The following is a 17,706-nucleotide window of genomic DNA, read 5'->3' as shown; positions in this document are numbered from 1 at the left end:
CCGGGTCGCCGGAACCACCCCGACCACCCCGACGTCCTCTCTCCATGACCGGTCTCCGTTCCGCCCGAACCGCCGCTGCCCTCGCCCTGCTGCTGGCCCTCGCCGCGTGCGCGCAGCGCAGTGGCGCCGGCGCTGCGCCGGAGCCCACCGGGTCCATGGCGCCGATCGCCGCGCTGCCGACCGAGGCCGGTGTCCTGGTGCTCCAGGTCGCCGCAACCGGCGGCTTCGTCACCCCGCCGATGCTGGCCGCCCGGTTGCCGCTGATCAGCGTCTACACCGACGGCCGGGTGATCACCGAGGGCCCGGTGCCGGCCATCTATCCGGGGCCCGCCTGGCCGAACGTGCAGGTGCGGCAGGTCCACCCGGCCGACGTGCAGGAGATGGCCGACCGCGCCCTCGCCGCCGGCGTCGGCGGGACCGCCGACCTGGGGACGCCGCCGATCGCCGATGCCACCTCCACCCGGTTCACCCTCGTCACCGCCGAGGGCAGGCACGTGCGCGAGGTCTACGCACTCCGGGAAGCAGCCGGGTTCCCCGGTCCGGGGGGCGAGTGGGACAGCGGCCTGACGGCGGACCAGGAGGCGGCTCGGGCGGCGCTGTCCGACCTGCTCGACGCGCTGACCGCCGTCCCCGGCATCGGGGGCGACGTGCCCTACCAGCCGGCCGCCGTCGCCGCGATCGTCTCCCCGTGGATCGACCTGGACGAGGAGCTGTCCTCCCCGCAGCTGCCTTGGCCCGGCCCCGCGCTGCCGGGCGAACCGACGGGCAGGCCGCCGGACGTCAGCTGCGTCACCGCGACGGGGGCACAGGCTCAGTCCCTCCGGGACGCCGCCCGCTCGGCCAGCTCGCTCACCCCGTGGGTCACCGCCGACGGCGCTCGGTGGTCGGTGACCTTCCGGCCGCTGCTGCCACACGAGTCCGACTGCGCCGACCTGACCGGGTGAGCGGGACTCGATCCGTCCTCAGGCCCGAGCGTCGCGCACCGAGATGCCGTAGCCGGAGAAGGCCTGGTCGGCGGTGGAGACGGCCAGCCCCTCGGCGAGCGCCTGCGCGATCAGCAGCCGGTCGAACGGATCGCGGTGCTGCCAGGGCAGCTCCTGGAGCCGGACGAGGTGGGCGTCCTCGATACCGAGTCGCTGGACAGCCGCTTGCTCCAGCACGGTGGGCAGCGTGGGCAGCGTGGGCAGCGCCGAACGGGCCTGCGCACCGAGCCGCCGATCGCCGGCCACCAACCAGAGCAGCGCGTTGGTGTCCAGCAGCAATCGCACCGGTCAGCGTTCCACGTGCTCGAGCAGGGCCTGCGCGATCTCGTCGTCCGCCGCGTCGTAGTCGTCAGAGAAGCAGACCTGATCGGCGTCGGCCGAGGTCTGCAGGCCCAAGAAGCTGGCCGGGACCAGACCGAGCAGGAAGTCCCACCAGGAGCCGGTGGTCTGCGGAACGGCCGCTGCGGCGGCGTCGACGGAGCTGTTGCGGCCAGGCTGGGTGAGCAGGCCCAGGCCGATGCCGATGGAGACGGCGATGAGCGCGGTGATCGCGAACCGCAGCAGCGTCTGGCCGGCCAGCCGGGCGGCATTGGAGACCTGATTGAGGTTGGCGACGCTCACGATGATCGCGGTGACGATCAGCGGGACGACGATCACCCGCAGCAGCGCCACGAAAGTGCTGCCGATGGTCTGCAGGGTGCTGGTCAGCCAGTTGGGGGTGCCGTCGGCGACGGGCCTCATCTGGCGGGCGACCAGCCCGAGGGCGATGCCCAGCCCGAGGGCGATGAGCACCTGCGCCGCGAAGGGGCGGTGGAGTCGAGCGAACACGGGAGAGGTGCCTTCCAGACGGAGGAGTAGGGACGGCGGCTGGACGCGCTCAGCGAGCGCGGGGGTCGCGCGCCCGAGGTCGACGACGAGGCGTCGCGTCAGGCTCCACAGGTTCTGCACACGCACCTGAAGGCGGCCACGCGCCCGCCCGCATCCCGGATGTGTGGGGCAGGTTCACTGTCGGGCGAAGGTCCATCGGGTCGGGCTGCCGGGGAAGTCGTCCCCGTTGAACGCAATCACCCGGTGCGGGGCGACCGCATAGGTGCCGTTGACCGACGGGTCGAGGAAGTCCGCCGTCAGCCCCGCGTCGTATTTGCCGTTGACCGCGTCGAAGAAGGCGGCCAGCCGTCCGGCGTCGACCACCCATTCGGCGACCCCGTCGAGCACAACGGGATTTCGGGCGTCGTCAGTGGTCAGCGAGCACCGCGGGTCGGCTGCCAGGTTGCGGGCCTTGCGGGACCGCGCCCCGCTGGAGAACCACAACCGGCCACCCAGCCAGACTCCCCAGACCGGCATGACGTGCGGGCGCCCGTCCGGTCGGACGGTCGCACACCAGTAGTCGTACGAGGCGAAGAGCCGCCGTTCGGCCTCCCCCCAGGGGCGGCAGCCCACTCCCCCCGCCGGCCGGCAGCACTCCGTAGCCGGGCATGACCGGCCGGTCGGCCACCGGCTCGGTCATCGCGGCTCGGCCCGCTTCCCGGTCGCCCTCAGTCGGTCCAGACGGGTTTCCGCTTCTCCAGGAACGCCGCCATCCCCTCCCGGGCGCCGGGGAGCTGGCTGGCCGCGGCCATCACCTCGACCGCGGTCGCATAGGCGTCCCGCTCCGGGCGGTCCAGCTGGGCATACATAGTCTGCTTTCCCCAGGCCTTGCTGGCCCGCGACCCGCGGGTGGCCCGGCCCAGCAGCTCGTCGACCGCGGCATCCAGCTCCTCGTCGGGCACCACCCGGTTGACCAGGCCCCAGTCCAGCGCCGTCCGGGCGTCGATCACGTCCCCGGTCAGCGCCAGCTCCATCGCCCGCTTGCGCCCCACGTTGCGGGCGATCGCGACCATGGGGGTGTGGCAGAACCATCCGCCCTTGCCCCCGGGGGCGGCGAACCCCGCGGATTCCGCGGCGACCGCCAGGTCGCAGGAGGCGACCAGCTGGCAGCCGGCCGCGGTGGCCAGCGCGTGCACCCGGGCGATCACGACCTGGGGCACCTCCTGCAGGGTCTGCATCAGCTCGGTGCACAGCGCGAGCAGGCTGCGCACCTCCGGCAGCGGCACCCCCGACACGTCGGCGAAGTCGTGTCCGGCGCTGAACACCGGCCCCTCACCGCCCAGCACGATGCCGGTGGCGTCGCTGTCGCCGGCCGCGGTCACCGCGGCCAACAGCTGGGTCAGATGCTCCCGGGACAGCGCGTTGCGCTTGGGCCCCCTGGTCATGGTGATGCGCACGGTGTCCCCGTCGCGGTCGACACGAGGTGCTCCGTTCGAGGTCATGCCCTCACCCTCTCCTGCGCCGGTACGGTGCGGCACCCGGGAAGTCCGGGTGGCCGGAACGACGCCGTCCCGGCGACTCCACCACGTCGACGGCGGCTGCGGCAACGGCTCGCCGCCGGCCGTCCGCCCAGGAGCCCGTCATGCCGCAGGACCGCCCGACCTCCCGGCGCCTCCTCCTCGTCCTGCTGACCGCCGTGCTCGTGGCGGCCGCGGTGGTCGCCGGCCTGGTGCTCGGCCAGCGCGACCGGACGGCGACCGCCGAGCCTGCGCCCACCGCAGGGACGAGCGCATCGTCGGCAGCGCCGGCCACCAACGCCGCGATCGACGCCCCGGTCGACGGTGCGCTCACCTTCGAGGCGCTGATGACCCCGGCCGACGTCGCGGACGCGGGCCTGACCGTCGCCGATCCGGTCGCGATCGACGCCCCGCTGTTCCCGGTGCTGTGCGACGCCCCGGACTGGGGCAACCAGTGGAGCGCGCCGGAGCAGGGCGTCGGGCATGAGTACCCCACCACCGGCGCCGGAGTGAGCGAGTACGCGGTGGGCTACGCCGACAGCGCCGCGGCCTCGGCTGCGCTGGCCCGGCTGACCGACGACGCGGTGGCCTGCCCGACGCCGTCCACCGGTGGGTCGATCGAGCCGACCGGCACGGTGAACGGCACCGGCGACGAGTCGGCCGTGTTCGTCGTCGACGACGGTGGTCGGGACGGGGTCATCCGGGTGACGTGGAGCGTCGTGGTCCGCTCCGGCAGCACTCTGCTGCACGTCGGGTACACCACCGAGCAGTCGATCGGCACGGGCTCCGGCCCCGGGGACGGCGGCGACGACGCCGCCGGGGACAGCGCCGCGGCCCGATCCACCGCGGAGTCCCTCGCCCACGCGGCCGTGGACCGGTTCAACGCCCAGGCCTGAGCCTCCACTCAGGCCGGTGCGGGCACCTGCGCATCGAGTCCGTTGGCCGCCCGGACGACGTCGACGATCTCGCCCATGATGTCGGTGATCGCGAAGTCCTTCGGGGTGAAGACCCGCGCGACGCCCTGGTCCCGCAGCCGCCGGGCGTCGCCGTCGGGCACGATGCCGCCGACCACGACCGGGACGTCGTCCAGGCCGGCCTCGCGCAGCCCGGCCAGGACCGCGGGCACCACCTGCAGGTGCGAGCCGGAGAGCACCGACAGACCGACGACGTGCACGTCCTCCTCGACCGCGGCGGCCACGATCTGCGCCGGGGTGAGCCTGATGCCCTGGTAGACGACCTCGAAGCCGGCGTCCCGGGCCCGGACGGCGATCTGCTCGGCGCCGTTGGAGTGCCCGTCCAGGCCCGGCTTGCCAACCAGGAACCGCAGCCGGCCGCCGAGCTCCTGACCAGTGGCGGCGACCCGTCCGCGGATGTCGTCCAGCGTGGTGTCCCCCGCGCCGCCGGCAGCCGCGGCCACCCCGGTGGGCGCCCGGTACTCGCCGAAGACCTCGCGCAGCACGCCGGCCCACTCGCCGGTGGTCACCCCGGCGCGGGCGCAATCGAGGGTGGCCGGCATCAGGTTGGCGTCGGTGCCGGCCGCCGCGCGGAGCGCGTCCAGTGAGCGCTGCACGGGCTCGGGGTCCCGCTCGGCACGCCAGGTCCGGACGGCTTCCTGCGCCGCGTTCTCCATGGCGGGGTCCACCACCATGATCGCGGCGTCGAGATCGGCCAGCAGAGGGTTGGGCTCGGTGGTCTGGAAGCGGTTGACGCCGACGACGACGTCCTCGCCGCTCTCCATCCTCCGGAGCCGGTCGGCCAGCGAGCCGACCAGCTGGGACTTCATGTAGCCGGACTCCACGGCCGGCACGGCCCCACCCATCTCCTGCACCCGGGCGATCTCGGCCCGGGCACCTTCGACCAGCTCGGCGACCTTCTGCTCGACCACGACCGAGCCGGTGAACAGGTCCTCGTACTCGAGCAGGTCGGTCTCGAAGGCCAGTACCTGCTGCAGTCGCAGCGACCACTGCTGGTCCCAGGGACGGGGCAGGCCCAGCGCCTCGTTCCAGGCCGGCAGCTGCACCGCGCGGGCGCGCGCGTCGCGGGAGAGGGTGACCGCGAGCATCTCCAGCACGATGCGCTGCACGTTGTTCTCCGGCTGGGCCTCGGTCAGGCCGAGTGAGTTGACCTGAACCCCGTAGCGGAACCGACGGTGCTTGGGGTCGGTCACCCCGTAGCGCTCGGCGGTCAGCTCGTCCCAGAGCTGGCCGAAGGCCCGCATCTTGCACATCTCCTCGACGAAGCGGACACCCGCGTTGACGAAGAAGGAGATCCGGGCGACGACCTCGCCGAAGCGCTCGGGGGGGACCTGTCCGGAGTCCCGCACCGAGTCCAGGACGGCGATGGCCGTGCTCATCGCGTACGCGATCTCCTGCACCGGCGTCGCCCCGGCCTCCTGCAGGTGGTAGCTGCAGATGTTGATCGGGTTCCACTTCGGCATTGCGGTGACGGTGTAGGCCACCATGTCGGTGATCAGCCGCATGCTCGGCGCCGGAGGGAACACGTGGGTGCCCCGCGACAGGTACTCCTTGATGATGTCGTTCTGCGTCGTCCCGGTCAGTTGCGTGACGTCGTGCCCGTGCTCCTCCGCGACCACCTGGTAGAGCGCGAGCAGCCACATCGCGGTGGCGTTGATCGTCATCGACGTGTTCATCCCGTCGAGCGGGATGCCGTCGAAGAGGGCCCGCATGTCCCCCACGTGGGTGACCGGGACACCGACCTTGCCGACCTCGCCGACGGCGAGCTCGTCGTCGGGGTCGTAGCCGGTCTGGGTGGGCAGGTCGAAGGCGACCGAGAGGCCGGTCTGCCCCTTCGCCAGGTTGCGGCGGTACAGGGCGTTGGACGCAGCCGGCGAGGAGTGGCCGGCGTAGGTGCGCATGACCCAGGGGCGGTCGCGCTCCTTCGGCGTGTGCGGGAACGGCATGACCGCGGAGTGTAGGGCGGTTACCGGCCAGTAGCCATGGGGCTCCCCCCTACGGCGGTGGCACACTCGAACGGGAGTCCGGCCGTCCCGACCGGACCTGCCGCCCAGCCGGGGGGAGTCCGCGTGCCGATCGACGCCGGGAGCCTGCACTACGCCGTCGGCCCGGTCATCGCCGCGATCATGGTGGGCCTGATCGCGCTGTTCCTGCGCTGGGCGTTCTCCTACTCGACGGGCTCCGGTGGCCGGCCCGGGCCCGGGCCCGGGAGCGGCGAGGGCCTGCTCACGCCGGTCGCCTCGCTCACCCGCCGGGAGTCGGCGCTGGCGCTGCGCGCGGTGCTGTCGGACGCCGGCATCCGGTCCACGCTGCGGGAGCCCGCGCCGCACCGGACCGACGTGCTGGTCTTCCTCGAGGACGCCGAGCGGGCCCGCACGCTGGCGATGTCCTTCCGCGACGGCTGACCAAGGACCCCGCTGCCCCCCGCCGCTCGCACGCTCGCGGCGGGACCCTGCAGCGGGGCCGCGTGCCTCCGAACCTCGCTCCGCTCGACTCGGGCCCCTGCACGAGGGCCAATCGGGGAGTCAGCCGGGGCGGTCGGTCCGCTCGATAGTGACCCCCACGCCGCGCAGCTGCTCGGCGAAGTCGGGATAGCCGCGGTCGATGTGCCGGACGTCCTGCACCTCGGTGACGCCGTCGGACAGCAGACCCGCCAGCACCAGCCCCGCACCCGCCCGGATATCGGTGGCCAGCACCGGGGCGCTGGAGAGCCGCTCCCGGCCGCGCACCACCGCGTGGTGGCCGTCGATGCGCACGTCGGCGCCGAGCCGGACCAGCTCGTTGACGAACATGAACCGGCCCTCGAAGACGTTCTCGGTGATCAGTGCCGTCCCGGTGGAGACCGCCGCCAGTGCCACCGCCATCGGCTGCAGGTCGGTCGGGAAGCCCGGGAAGGGCAGCGTGACCACGTCCACACCGCGCGGCCGATCGGCCATGGCCACCCGCACGCCGTCAGGCCGGGGCTCGACGGTTGCACCGGCGGTGACCAGCTTGTCCAGCGGGACGGCCAGGTGCTCGGCGACCGCCCGCTCGATGACCACGTCGCCGCGGGTCATCACCGCACCGATCGCCCAGGTGCCGGCCACGATCCGGTCCGGCACCGTCGTGTAGGCCACCGGCCGCAGCTCGGCCACGCCCTCGACGGTGATGGTGGAGGTGCCCGCGCCGTCGACCCGGGCGCCCATCGCGGTGAGCATCGCGCACAGGTCGCTGATCTCCGGCTCGCGGGCGGCGTTGTCGACGATCGTGGTGCCCTCGGCGAGCACCGCGGCCATCACCAGGTTCTCCGTCGCCCCGACCGAGGGGAAGTCCAGCCAGATCGAGGCGCCGACCAGCTTGGGCGCGGTGGCGATGAGGAAGCCGTGCTCGTTGACCACGGTGGCGCCGAGCCGCTCCAGGCCGGCGATGTGCATGTCCAGCCCCCGCGAGCCGATCGCATCGCCCCCGGGCAGCGCGACCTTCGCCGTCCCGAGCCGGGCCACCAGCGGGCCCAGCACGCTGATCGAGGCGCGCATCCGGCGCACCAGGTCGTAGTCCGTCTCACTGGAGGGCCGCTCCGGGACGTCGATGTGCACCCGGCCACCTCCCCCACTGCCGGCGGGGTAGCGCTCGAAGCCGACGCCGCAGCCCAGCCGGCGCAGCACCTCGCTCATGATCTCCACGTCGAGGATGTCCGGGACCTCGTCGAGGGTGGTCCGACCGGTGGCCAGCAGCGCGGCGGCCATCAACTTCAGAGCACTGTTCTTCGCACCGGTCACCCGGACCCGGCCCCGCAGCGACGCACCACCGGTCACCGAAAAGCAGTCCACCGGGCCAGCGTAGAGGCGTCCTCGCCCCGCGCCCCAACCGAGCACCGTCCACCGGTAGCGGCCGCAAGACCTAGGCTAGCCGGCATGACCGTCCGGCTCACCCGCATCTACACCAGGACCGGCGACGCCGGTCAGACGCACCTGGGCGACATGAGCCGGGTGACGAAGACCGATCCCCGGCTGGTCGCCTACGCCGACGTCGACGAGACCAACAGCGTGCTGGGGGTCGCGGTCGCCCTGGGCGCGCCGTCGGCGGAGGTCGCCGACCTGCTGCGCAGCGTGCAGAACGACCTGTTCGACGTGGGCGCCGACCTCTCCACCCCGGTCACCGACTCCCCGGCGCACCCGCCGCTGCGGATCACCCCGAAGTACACGCAGCGGCTGGAGACGGCCTGCGACGCGGCCAACGCCGAGCTGCCCGCGCTGACGTCCTTCGTGCTGCCCGGCGGCACCGCGCTCGCCGCGCTGCTGCACCATGCGCGCACCGTCGCCCGGCGCGCCGAGCGGAGCGTGTGGGCGCTGCTGGCCGTCGACGCCGCACGCACCAACGCCGAGACCGCCCGCTACCTCAACCGGCTCTCGGACCTGCTGTTCATCCTGGCCCGGGCGGCCAACCCCGACGGCGACGTGCTGTGGGAGCCGGGCGCGCACAGCCACACACCTCCGGTGTAGGCGGCGAACGACTGCGCCGTGCTCAAGCCTTCTTGAACCGCGGCCTCCGGCCCCCGGACCGCGAATGGCTTCGCACTTTCGTCGTACGGCTCTATCGCTCGATCGGCGGAGCCGACTCGATCCAGGACAGGAAGCCGGTCACCGTCGAGACGTCCATGGCCAGCTCCTGCGGGCCGGCCCCGGTCCGGCAGGTCAGCACGACACTCTCCGCGGGCAGCGCCAGGTCGTCACGGGTGGCCGGACGACGGCCGTCGACGTGGAACTCCGAGCGGCACATCCGCCGGTTGGGCCGCACCGACAGCGACAACGCGCGGTACCAGAGCAGGTTGTCCCCGGAGTACCAGGCCACCCCGACGGCCCAGCGGGGGCTGCCGGCCGGGCGCAGCCACATGGTGACCGCGCCGAGGCCGGAGAGGAGGAAGCGACGGCGCAGCAGGAAGGCGGCGACCAGCGCGACGACCAGTAGTCCGACGAGGACCAGGACGACGGTGGTCACGGGTCAGCAGCCGCCGGACCTGACGGAACCGAGGCGTCTCAGGCGTCCTGACCGGCGGCCCGGAGGCGGGACTGGGCGCGACGCCCCGCGGCGAGGGCCTCGGGGTCGTCGCCGGCCTGTTCGGCGCGGCGCAGAGCGTCGCGAGCGCGCTCCACGTCGATCTCGCTGGCGATCTCCGCCGTCTCGGCCAGGATGGACACTCCCCGCTCGGTGACCGAGAGGAAGCCACCGTGGGCGGCGACGACGAGCTCCTCGCCGGACTCGGGGCGGATCCGCACGACGCCACCGGGAGCGAGCTCACCGAGCAGCGGGGCGTGCCCGGGCAGGACACCGAGCTCGCCTTCGGTGGTACGGGCGATGACCATGGTGGCCTCGCCGGACCAGATCATCCGCTCCACGGCCACGAGCTCGACCTGCAGGGTCGCCACGTCACTCCTCGGGGTCCACCGCGCCGAGGGGAACCGGCGGGTGCGAAGTCGCCGGTCCGGGTGGACACGGCGACGGGTCGTCATCCACTGTACCGACGGGGGCGGAACGGTCGCCCGCAGCCCCCGGCCCCAGAACGGGGCCCGGCCCCGTCCCGGGCCCCGCCCTGAGCTTGGCGAAGGGTGGGCAGGACGGGGCCCTTCTACTTCTTCAGGCACCCCGCCGGTAGAGCACTGTCCACCGGCCGACCCGCAGCTGCGGGTGCCACACGGTCGAAGCAGGCGCCCACTCGGGGGTGTCGAACGGTACGGCCGCCAGCTCGAGCGGGGCGTAGGGAGGCCAGCTCCAGTCCAGGTCGTGTGCCTGCGGGACCACCGCAGACGGGAGGGCGGGCAGCGCTACCTGGTCCCGGGTTGTTCGGCGTTCCTCGCGGTACACGGTGGTTCTCCTGGCTGGACGCCCGCGGTTCGGACGCGCTGACCGGATGATCGACCTGCCACGCCCGTTGCTTGAGCGTCGCCGGCCGCCGCCACCCGATCGGATGGCCGGTCGTCGCCCTGCGCGACCGGCCGGCGACCCGCGCACCCCGTTCGGGGAACGGAAACGCCGACGGCCGGGCCCTCCGAGGGAGGAGCCCGGCCGCGCTGGACGGAGTGCTGAGGTCAGCAGTCTTCAGACCGGCTGCCCAGCGCAGCTGAGGTCAGCAGTCTTCAGGTCTCCTTCAGTCCGGCTCCCCAGCGGAGCTGCGATCAGGTCTTCTTCAGTCCGGTTCCCCAGCGGAGCTGCGATCAGGTCTTCTTCAGCTTGTCGAAGTTGCGCTCGAGGTCCTCGAGACCACCGCACATGAAGAAGGCCTGCTCGGGCACGTGGTCGTACTCGCCGACCGTGAGCGCCTTGAACGCCTGCAGGGTCTCCGAGAGCGGCACGTAGGACCCCGGCTGCCCGGTGAACGCCTCGGCTACGAACATGTTCTGCGAAAGGAACCGCTCGATGCGCCGGGCCCGCTGCACGGTGACCTTGTCCTCTTCACCGAGCTCGTCGATGCCGAGGATGGCGATGATGTCCTGCAGCTCCTGGTACCGCTGCAGGATCCGCTGCACCTCACGGGCGATGTCGTAGTGCTCCTGCCCGATGTACTGAGCGTCGAGGATCCGGCTGGTGGAGTCCAGGGGGTCCACGGCCGGGTAGATGCCCTTCTCCGAGATCGGCCGGGAGAGCACCGTCGTCGCGTCGAGGTGGGCGAAGGTCGTGTGCGGCGCCGGGTCGGTGATGTCGTCGGCGGGCACGTAGATCGCCTGCAGCGAGGTGATCGACCGGCCGCGGGTCGAGGTGATCCGCTCCTGCAGCTCGCCCATCTCGTCGGCCAGGGTCGGCTGGTAGCCCACCGCGGAGGGCATGCGGCCCAACAGGGTGGAGACTTCGGAGCCGGCCTGGGTGAACCGGAAGATGTTGTCGATGAAGAGCAGCACGTCCTGGTCCTGCTCGTCGCGGAAGTACTCCGCCATCGTCAGGGCCGACAGTGCCACCCGCAGCCGGGTGCCCGGCGGCTCGTCCATCTGGCCGAAGACCAGCGCGGTCGAATTGATGACGCCGGACTCGGTCATCTCGGTGATGAGGTCGTTGCCCTCGCGGGTCCGCTCACCCACGCCCGCGAAGACCGAGACGCCACCGAACTCCTGCGCGACGCGGCGGATCATCTCCTGGATCAGCACGGTCTTGCCCACGCCGGCCCCACCGAACAGGCCGATCTTCCCGCCGCGCACGTACGGGGTCAGCAGGTCGATGACCTTGATGCCGGTCTCGAGCAGCTCGGTCCGGCCCTCGAGCTGGTCGAACTTCGGCGCGTGCCGGTGGATCGTCCAGTGCAGGGCGTCCTCGCCGTAGCCGGGTGTGTCCAGGCACTCGCCGAGGGCATTGAACACGTGCCCGGTGACGACGTCGCCGACCGGCACGGAGATGGCCGACCCGGTGTCGCGCACCTCGGCCCCGCGGACGAGGCCGTCGGTCGGGGCCATGGAGATCGTGCGGACCACGTTGTCGCCCAGGTGCTGGGCGACCTCCAGGGTCAGCGTCTTGCCCAGATCGGCGAGGGTGACCTCGACCTTGAGGGCATTGAAGAGCTCGGGCATCGCGTCGCGGGGGAACTCGACGTCGACGACCGGGCCGGTGACCCTGACCACGCGGCCTGCGCCGGTGATCTCCTGGGTGCTCGGACGGTCCTCGGTGACGGTCATCTGTACTGCTCTCCTGCCCTCGGGCTCGGTGGTCTCGCGTCTTCAGTGTCCCCGGCCGCGGCGGTGGGCGCAGCGGCCGGGGCGGGTGGCTCAATGACTGGCCGGCTCACTAGTTGTCGGCGTTGGCCGACACCAGCGCGTCGGCGCCGCCGACGATCTCGCTGATCTCCTGGGTGATCTCCGCCTGGCGCGCCTGGTTGGCCTGCCGGGCGAGGTTCTTCGCCAGCTCCTCGGCGTTGTCCGACGCCGACTTCATCGCCCGGCGGCGCGACGCCGACTCCGAGGCCGCCGCCTCGAGCATCGCCGCGTAGATCCGGGTGGTGACGTACTTCGGCAGCAGGGCGTCCAGCAGCGCCTCCGCCGACGGCTCGAACTCGTACGAGGTCGGGACGTCGCTGGTCCGCTGGGCCTGGACCTCCTCGTCCCGCTCGTCGCGGAACTCCTCGACCTCCTCGACCTCCAGCGGCGCCATCCGCTTCGCGACCGGCACCTGCGACAGCAGCGAGCGGAACTCGGTGTAGACGATGTGCAGCTCGTCCACGCCGAGGACCCCGTCGGCCCCGGCACCGGTCCCGTCGTCGTCGGCACCGGCGGTGAAGGCGTCGATGAGGACGCTCCCCACCTCCTGGGCGTTCTCGTAGCCCGGCTGTTCGGAGAAGCCGGTCCACGTGTCGGCCGTGTCCCGCTCACGGAAGCGGTAGTACGTCTCGCCCTTGCGCCCCACCACGTAGAGCAGCGGCTCCTTGCCCTCGTCGCGCAGCAGCCGGAGGAGCTCCTCGGTGCGACGCAGCACGTTGACGTTGTAGGAGCCGGCGAACCCGCGGTCAGAGGTGATCACCAGGACGGCGACCCGCCCGGGCTTGTCCCGCTCGGTCAGCAGCGGGTGGTCCAGGCTGGCCGAACCGGCCAGCGCCGACAGCACCCGGGTGATCTCCCGTGCGTACGGCTTGGACGCCGTCACCCTGTTCTGCGCGCGGACGATGCGGGCACCGGCGATCAGCTCCTGGGCCGAGAAGATCTTCTTCGTCGACTGTGTGGAGCGGATCCGGCGCCGCAGCGCGCGGAGGGAACCGGCCATGGTCAGCGGCTCCGCTTCACCTGGACGGTCTCCTGACCGCGCTCGCTGGCGTCCATGGCCTCGACCTCGGCGTCGTTGACCTGGAGCGACTCGCCCTCGCCGGTCCGGAACTGGCCGAGGAACGCCTCGACTGCCCGCTCCAGGCTGGCGACCGTGTCGTCACCGAGCTTCTTGGAGTTCCGGATGTCGTCGAAGATCGTGTTGTCACCGCGGCCGATGAACTCGAGGAACTCGGACTCGAAGCGGCGCACGTCCGGGACCGGCACCTTGTCCAGCTTGCCGGTGGTGCCGAGCCAGAGAGAGACGACCTCACGCTCGACCGGGTACGGCGAGTACTGCCCCTGCTTGAGCAGCTCGACCAGACGCTGACCGCGGTCCAACGTCGCCCGGCTGGAGGCGTCCAGGTCCGAGGAGAAGGAGGCGAAGGCCTCCAGCTCGCGGAACTGGGCCAGGTCCAGCCGCAGCCGGCCGGCGACGGACTTCATCGCCTTGATCTGCGCGGAGCCACCGACCCGGGACACCGAGACGCCGACGTTGATCGCCGGGCGGACACCGGAGTTGAACAGACCGGTCTCGAGGAAGATCTGGCCGTCGGTGATCGAGATGACGTTCGTCGGGATGTAGGCCGAGACGTCGTTGCCCTTGGTCTCGATCAGCGGCAGCCCGGTCATCGAGCCCGCGCCCAGCTCGTCGGAGAGCTTCGCGCAGCGCTCGAGCAGCCGGGAGTGCAGGTAGAAGACGTCGCCGGGGTAGGCCTCGCGGCCCGGCGGGCGGCGCAGCAGCAGCGACACGGCCCGGTAGGCCTCGGCCTGCTTGGACAGGTCGTCGAACACGATGAGGACGTGCTTGCCCTCGTACATCCAGTGCTGGCCGATGGCCGAGCCGGTGTAGGGAGCGATGTACTTGAAGCCGGCCGGCTCGGATGCGGGGGCGGCGACGATGGTCGTGTACTCCATCGCCCCGGCGTCCTCCAGCGCCGCGCGGGTGGCGGCGATGGTGGATCCCTTCTGGCCCACGGCGACGTAGATGCAGCGCACCTGCTGCGCCGGGTCACCGGTGGCCCAGGCCTGCTTCTGGTTGATGATCGTGTCCAGCGCGATCGCGGACTTGCCGGTCTGCCGGTCACCGATGATCAGCTGACGCTGGCCGCGGCCGATCGGAGTCATGGCGTCGATCGCCTTGATCCCGGTCTGCATCGGCTCGTGCACCGACTGGCGCTGCACCACGGAGGGCGCCTGCAGCTCCAAGGCGCGCCGGTCGGTGGTCTCCACCGGGCCCGCGCCGTCGATCGGGTTGCCCAGCGGGTCGACGACCCGCCCCAGGTACCCGTCGCCGACGGCGACCGAGAGCACCTCGCCGGTGCGGCGGACCGTCTGGCCCTCCTCGATGCCGGCGAAGTCACCCAGGATGACCACACCGACCTCGCGCACGTCGAGGTTCAGCGCCAGGCCGCGAACGCCACCCTCGAACTCCAGGAGCTCGTTGGTCATGACCGAGGGCAGGCCCTCGACCCGGGCGATGCCGTCGCCGGCCTCGGTGACTGACCCGACCTCCTCGCGGGAGACGTCGGGGGCGTAGTCACTGACGTAGTTCTGGATGGCACTGCGGATCTCGTCCGCGGAGATCGTCAGCTCGGCCATGGCTCTGCGTCCTCTTCCTACTGGTGACTGGGGCGGTGGGGCGGCCGGATGATCGGCGGGGCGGGTCGGATGTCTGTCGGGCCCGGCTCAGCCGGCCAGCCGCCGGCCGGCGGCCTCGAGTCGGTGCGCGATGCTGCCGTCGATGACCTCGTCGCCGACCCGGATGACCAGACCACCGAGGACGGAGGGGTCGACCTGGACCTGGAGGCCCATGGTCCGCCCGTAGAGGCGCTCGAGCAGTTCCGTGAGCCGGCGTTCCTGGACGGCGGTGAGGTCCACCGCACTGACCACGTGGGCGACCGACTGTCCCCGGCGGCGCGCGGCCACCTCGGACAGTCGCTCGATCGTGTTCTCCGGGTTCTGCACGTGCGAGCTGGTCAAGGAGTTCCGGACCAGCCGCTCGGTGACCGGGCTGACCTTCCCCGACAGCAACCGGTCCAGCAGGGCCGACTTCCCCTCCCGGGGAGCCGACCGGTCACCCAGGATGCGCAGCAGCTCGTCGTCACCGGAGATGATCCGCCCGAAGCGGAACAACTCGTCCTCGACGCCGTCGAGCTCGTTGCGCGCCTCGGCCGCGTCCAGCGCGGCCTCGACCGCGAGGATCTCGGTCGCCTCCACGAGGTCCAGCGGCCGCGACCAGCGCTGCCGCGCCACGGCCTCGACGACCGCGAGCGCGGCCGGCGACACCTGGGCGGCGAGCAGCCGCGAGGCCAGCCCGGCCCGGTCGTCGGGTCGCACCGACGCGTCCGACAGGGCCCGGCGCAGCGACGGCTGCCCGTCGAGCAGCCGCGCTACGGCGAACAGCTCGTCGGTGAGCGCGAGCAGGGTGTCGCCTCGGCGGTTGCTCGGGGCGCCCTGCGTCTGCCCGGCGAGAGCCGCGCGGGCCTCGTCCATGGCCGCCCGGCTCGACGCCTCCATCAGCGGTCGCCCTGCGGCACGTACGCCGAGTTGCCACCGCGGCCGTCGGCCGAGGCGGTGCCGGCGCTCATCCCGTCGAGCTCGTCAAGGAACCGGTCGACGGTCCCGCTGCGGCGGGCGTCGTCCGCGAGGGACTCCCCCACCACCCGGCCGGCGAGGTCGACGGCGAGCGCGCCGATCTCCCCGCGCAGCTGGTTGACCACCTGCTGGCGCTGGGCAGTCAGCTGCTCCTCGCCACGGGCGACGATGCGGGCCGACTCCTCCTGAGCCTGGGCACGCAGCTCCTCGAGGATCTGCTGCCCTTCGGCCCGGGCGGCGTCGCGGATCTGCGCCGCCTCGGTCCGGGCCTCGGCGAGCTGGGCGCGGTACTGCTCCAGCGCCGCCTTCGCCTCGGCCTGCATGGCCTCGGCCCGCTCGATGCCGCCCTCGATGGCGTCACGACGCGCGACAAAGGCCTTTTCGAACGCAGGGGCGACGAACTTGAAGACCACGAACAGCACGACCGCGAACGCGATCAGGCCGATGATGATCTCGCCCAGGGGCGGGAGGAGCGGGTTGTGCTCCGCCTCGGCTGCCCAGGTCAGCATGGTGTCCACCATCCAGTCGGGATCCGTGCTCGGGAGAGCAGGATCAGATGCCGAAGACGAACGGGACGACGAAGCCGATCAGGGCCAGCGCCTCGGAGAGCGCGAACCCGAGGAACGCGTAGGTGCGGGTGAGGCCGGCCGACTCCGGCTGCCGGGCGGTCGCCTGGATGTAGGCGGCCCAGACGATGCCCACACCGATGCCGGGGCCGATGGCGGCCAGGCCGTAGCCGACCGAGCCGATGCTGCCGGTCAGTTCTGCCAGAAGCTCCATTGCGGGGTGTTCCTCCTGTGTCGTCGCCCGGTGGATACCGGGCGGCTGGCGGGGGTGGTGCGGGTGGTGCAGCTTTGGGTCGTGCGGTCGTGCGGTCGTGCGGTCGTGCGGTGGTGCGGCTCAGTGCTCGGCTTCGATGGACCCGTTCAGGTAGGTGCCCATCAGCACGGTGAAGACGTAGGCCTGCAGGAAGATGACCAGCAGCTCGAAGAAGGTCATCACGATCGCCATCAGCACCGATACCGGCCCGAAGATCACCGAGTAGTTGCCGACTTGGAACAGGTACACGGCGCCGAGGGAGAAGACCACCAGCAGCATGTGGCCGGCGAACATGTTGGCGAAAAGTCGGACGGCGAGGGTGAACGGCCGGACGATGAAGTTCTGCAGGATCTCGATCGGCGTGACGAGGACGTACATCGGCTTGGGCACCCCGGGCAGGAACAGGATGTCCTTGAAGTACTTGCCCGCGCCCTGGTTGCGGATGCCGACCACGATGTATATGACCCAGCAGATCATCGCCAGCAGCAGCGGGAAGGCGAACTTGCTCATCGGCGAGATCTGCGCGAACGGGATGATCGACATCAGGTTGTTCGCCAGGATGAAGAAGAACAGCGCGACCAGGAACGGCGCGAACGGCAGCCCCTTCGGCCCGACCACGTCGCGGGCGATGCCGTCGCGGACGAGGGAGTAGCCGCTCTCACCGAGGAACTGCAGCCGGCCGGGCACGATCTTGGGGTTGCGCGCCATGGCGAGGAGCAGGGCGGAGATGGCCAGCGTGGCGATCCAGAGAATGATCGTGATGCGGGTGATCTCGAAAGAGACACCGAGCACCGAGAAGCTGCCGATCACCTCGGGGTAGAACTCGCCGAGGCCGGGAGCCTGAAACCCGGAGTCGCCGCCACCGCCTTCGGCAGCGAGCACGTCCACGAGCGCGAGGGCGCTGGGGGTCACCGTCGTCCCTTCTGCGTCCTTGTCACTGTCCCTGGCTGGCTCCGTCGTCCGCCCGGGGTCTTCGCCGACCGCTGACCCGGGAGCGGGTCGGCGGCGCCGTACCTCTTGACCACCAGGTAGATGGCCACTGCCATGCCGAAGATGATGCCGACCGGGAAGAACACCAGGATGTCCAACCAGCGGTCGAGCAGCCACCCGGCCCCGCCCCACACGGCCATCCCGGAGATGAGCGTTCCGGTGACCGCCCAGCCGGTGTCCGCCCCACTGGGCTGACGAGCTGGACTCGCAGGTCGTGGTCGGGGGCTCCCGGGTGTGGGAGTGTCCTCAGCCATCGGATCGGACC

At 71.8% G+C, this 17,706-nt stretch carries 21 protein-coding genes; 4 read left to right on the top strand and 17 right to left on the bottom strand.

The window, feature by feature from the left end; genetic code table 11:
* Positions 1–44 precede the first annotated feature (44 nt).
* Positions 45–944: a hypothetical protein gene (locus BLW04_RS03520; RefSeq protein WP_091537417.1), complete on the top strand. Its 900-nt coding sequence runs from the start codon at positions 45–47 to the stop codon at positions 942–944.
* 18 nt (positions 945–962) lie between these two features.
* Here the strand turns inward: BLW04_RS03520 and BLW04_RS03515 are convergent, their stop codons facing one another.
* The 4 genes from BLW04_RS03515 to BLW04_RS03500 all read right to left on the bottom strand — a co-directional run bounded on the left by BLW04_RS03515 (position 963) and on the right by BLW04_RS03500 (position 3,292).
* The gene (locus BLW04_RS03515; RefSeq protein ID WP_091537416.1) at positions 963–1,268 is read right to left on the bottom strand and encodes a type II toxin-antitoxin system VapC family toxin; all 306 of its coding nucleotides are present in this window, start codon (positions 1,266–1,268) and stop codon (positions 963–965) included.
* Between the two features lie 3 nt (positions 1,269–1,271).
* Positions 1,272–1,811, bottom strand: coding sequence for a dicarboxylate/amino acid:cation symporter (locus BLW04_RS03510; RefSeq protein ID WP_254781013.1), 540 nt, complete (start codon positions 1,809–1,811; stop codon positions 1,272–1,274).
* 174 nt (positions 1,812–1,985) lie between these two features.
* Complete coding sequence (locus BLW04_RS03505; protein WP_256375458.1) at positions 1,986–2,423, bottom strand: pyridoxamine 5'-phosphate oxidase family protein; 438 nt, start codon at positions 2,421–2,423, stop codon at positions 1,986–1,988.
* A gap of 95 nt (positions 2,424–2,518) precedes the next feature.
* On the bottom strand, positions 2,519–3,292 hold the full coding sequence (locus tag BLW04_RS03500; RefSeq protein WP_091537415.1) for an enoyl-CoA hydratase-related protein: 774 nt from the start codon (positions 3,290–3,292) through the stop codon (positions 2,519–2,521).
* A 140-nt stretch (positions 3,293–3,432) separates the two neighbouring features.
* Between BLW04_RS03500 and BLW04_RS03495 the strand changes: the two genes are divergently transcribed.
* Positions 3,433–4,203, top strand: a complete 771-nt coding sequence (locus tag BLW04_RS03495; RefSeq protein ID WP_175483890.1) for a hypothetical protein — start codon at positions 3,433–3,435, stop codon at positions 4,201–4,203.
* An 8-nt stretch (positions 4,204–4,211) separates the two neighbouring features.
* Here BLW04_RS03495 and BLW04_RS03490 read toward each other — a convergent pair whose 3' ends face one another.
* Positions 4,212–6,227, bottom strand: a complete 2,016-nt coding sequence (locus BLW04_RS03490; RefSeq protein WP_091537413.1) for a methylmalonyl-CoA mutase family protein — start codon at positions 6,225–6,227, stop codon at positions 4,212–4,214.
* 123 nt (positions 6,228–6,350) lie between these two features.
* Between BLW04_RS03490 and BLW04_RS03485 the strand changes: the two genes are divergently transcribed.
* Positions 6,351–6,686, top strand: coding sequence for a hypothetical protein (locus tag BLW04_RS03485; RefSeq protein WP_091537412.1), 336 nt, complete (start codon positions 6,351–6,353; stop codon positions 6,684–6,686).
* A gap of 120 nt (positions 6,687–6,806) precedes the next feature.
* Here BLW04_RS03485 and murA read toward each other — a convergent pair whose 3' ends face one another.
* Entirely contained in the window at positions 6,807–8,090 is a 1,284-nt protein-coding gene (gene murA / locus BLW04_RS03480; RefSeq protein ID WP_091537411.1) for a UDP-N-acetylglucosamine 1-carboxyvinyltransferase, read from the bottom strand.
* 84 nt (positions 8,091–8,174) lie between these two features.
* Here murA and BLW04_RS03475 point away from each other — a divergent pair, with 84 nt between their 5' ends.
* Entirely contained in the window at positions 8,175–8,762 is a 588-nt protein-coding gene (locus tag BLW04_RS03475; RefSeq protein ID WP_091537410.1) for a cob(I)yrinic acid a,c-diamide adenosyltransferase, read from the top strand.
* 91 nt (positions 8,763–8,853) lie between these two features.
* Here BLW04_RS03475 and BLW04_RS03470 read toward each other — a convergent pair whose 3' ends face one another.
* The 11 genes from BLW04_RS03470 to BLW04_RS03425 form a co-directional block, all read right to left on the bottom strand.
* Entirely contained in the window at positions 8,854–9,258 is a 405-nt protein-coding gene (locus tag BLW04_RS03470; protein WP_091537409.1) for a DUF2550 domain-containing protein, read from the bottom strand.
* A gap of 38 nt (positions 9,259–9,296) precedes the next feature.
* Entirely contained in the window at positions 9,297–9,686 is a 390-nt protein-coding gene (locus BLW04_RS03465; protein ID WP_091537408.1) for a F0F1 ATP synthase subunit epsilon, read from the bottom strand.
* Positions 9,687–9,894: 208 nt separating this feature from the next.
* Positions 9,895–10,122 carry a hypothetical protein gene (locus BLW04_RS25670; RefSeq protein WP_139306712.1) on the bottom strand — a complete coding sequence of 76 codons (228 nt, stop codon included), beginning with the start codon at positions 10,120–10,122 and terminating at the stop codon, positions 9,895–9,897.
* Positions 10,123–10,472: 350 nt separating this feature from the next.
* Entirely contained in the window at positions 10,473–11,918 is a 1,446-nt protein-coding gene (gene atpD / locus BLW04_RS03460) for a F0F1 ATP synthase subunit beta (RefSeq protein WP_091537407.1), read from the bottom strand.
* 109 nt (positions 11,919–12,027) lie between these two features.
* Positions 12,028–12,996, bottom strand: a complete 969-nt coding sequence (locus tag BLW04_RS03455; RefSeq protein ID WP_091537406.1) for a F0F1 ATP synthase subunit gamma — start codon at positions 12,994–12,996, stop codon at positions 12,028–12,030.
* A gap of 2 nt (positions 12,997–12,998) precedes the next feature.
* Positions 12,999–14,636, bottom strand: a complete 1,638-nt coding sequence (gene atpA, locus BLW04_RS03450; protein ID WP_091537405.1) for a F0F1 ATP synthase subunit alpha — start codon at positions 14,634–14,636, stop codon at positions 12,999–13,001.
* Between the two features lie 87 nt (positions 14,637–14,723).
* Positions 14,724–15,554: a F0F1 ATP synthase subunit delta gene (locus BLW04_RS03445; RefSeq protein ID WP_091537404.1), complete on the bottom strand. Its 831-nt coding sequence runs from the start codon at positions 15,552–15,554 to the stop codon at positions 14,724–14,726.
* Positions 15,554–16,141, bottom strand: a complete 588-nt coding sequence (locus BLW04_RS03440) for a F0F1 ATP synthase subunit B (RefSeq protein WP_175483889.1) — start codon at positions 16,139–16,141, stop codon at positions 15,554–15,556. Before BLW04_RS03440 ends, BLW04_RS03445 begins: the two co-directional genes overlap by 1 nt.
* Positions 16,142–16,184: 43 nt before the next feature.
* The gene (gene atpE, locus BLW04_RS03435) at positions 16,185–16,412 is read right to left on the bottom strand and encodes an ATP synthase F0 subunit C (protein WP_091537402.1); all 228 of its coding nucleotides are present in this window, start codon (positions 16,410–16,412) and stop codon (positions 16,185–16,187) included.
* A 120-nt stretch (positions 16,413–16,532) separates the two neighbouring features.
* Complete coding sequence (gene atpB / locus BLW04_RS03430) at positions 16,533–17,363, bottom strand: F0F1 ATP synthase subunit A (protein WP_091537401.1); 831 nt, start codon at positions 17,361–17,363, stop codon at positions 16,533–16,535.
* Positions 17,360–17,581 carry a hypothetical protein gene (locus tag BLW04_RS03425; protein ID WP_254781011.1) on the bottom strand — a complete coding sequence of 74 codons (222 nt, stop codon included), beginning with the start codon at positions 17,579–17,581 and terminating at the stop codon, positions 17,360–17,362. The genes atpB and BLW04_RS03425 overlap by 4 nt, the downstream gene beginning before the upstream one ends.
* Positions 17,582–17,706 lie beyond the last annotated feature (125 nt).

The organism is Modestobacter sp. DSM 44400 (assembly GCF_900107175.1).
In the GTDB taxonomy this organism is placed as follows: Bacteria; Actinomycetota; Actinomycetes; order Mycobacteriales; family Geodermatophilaceae; genus Modestobacter.
This window is presented reverse-complemented; position numbering and strand designations above follow the sequence as displayed.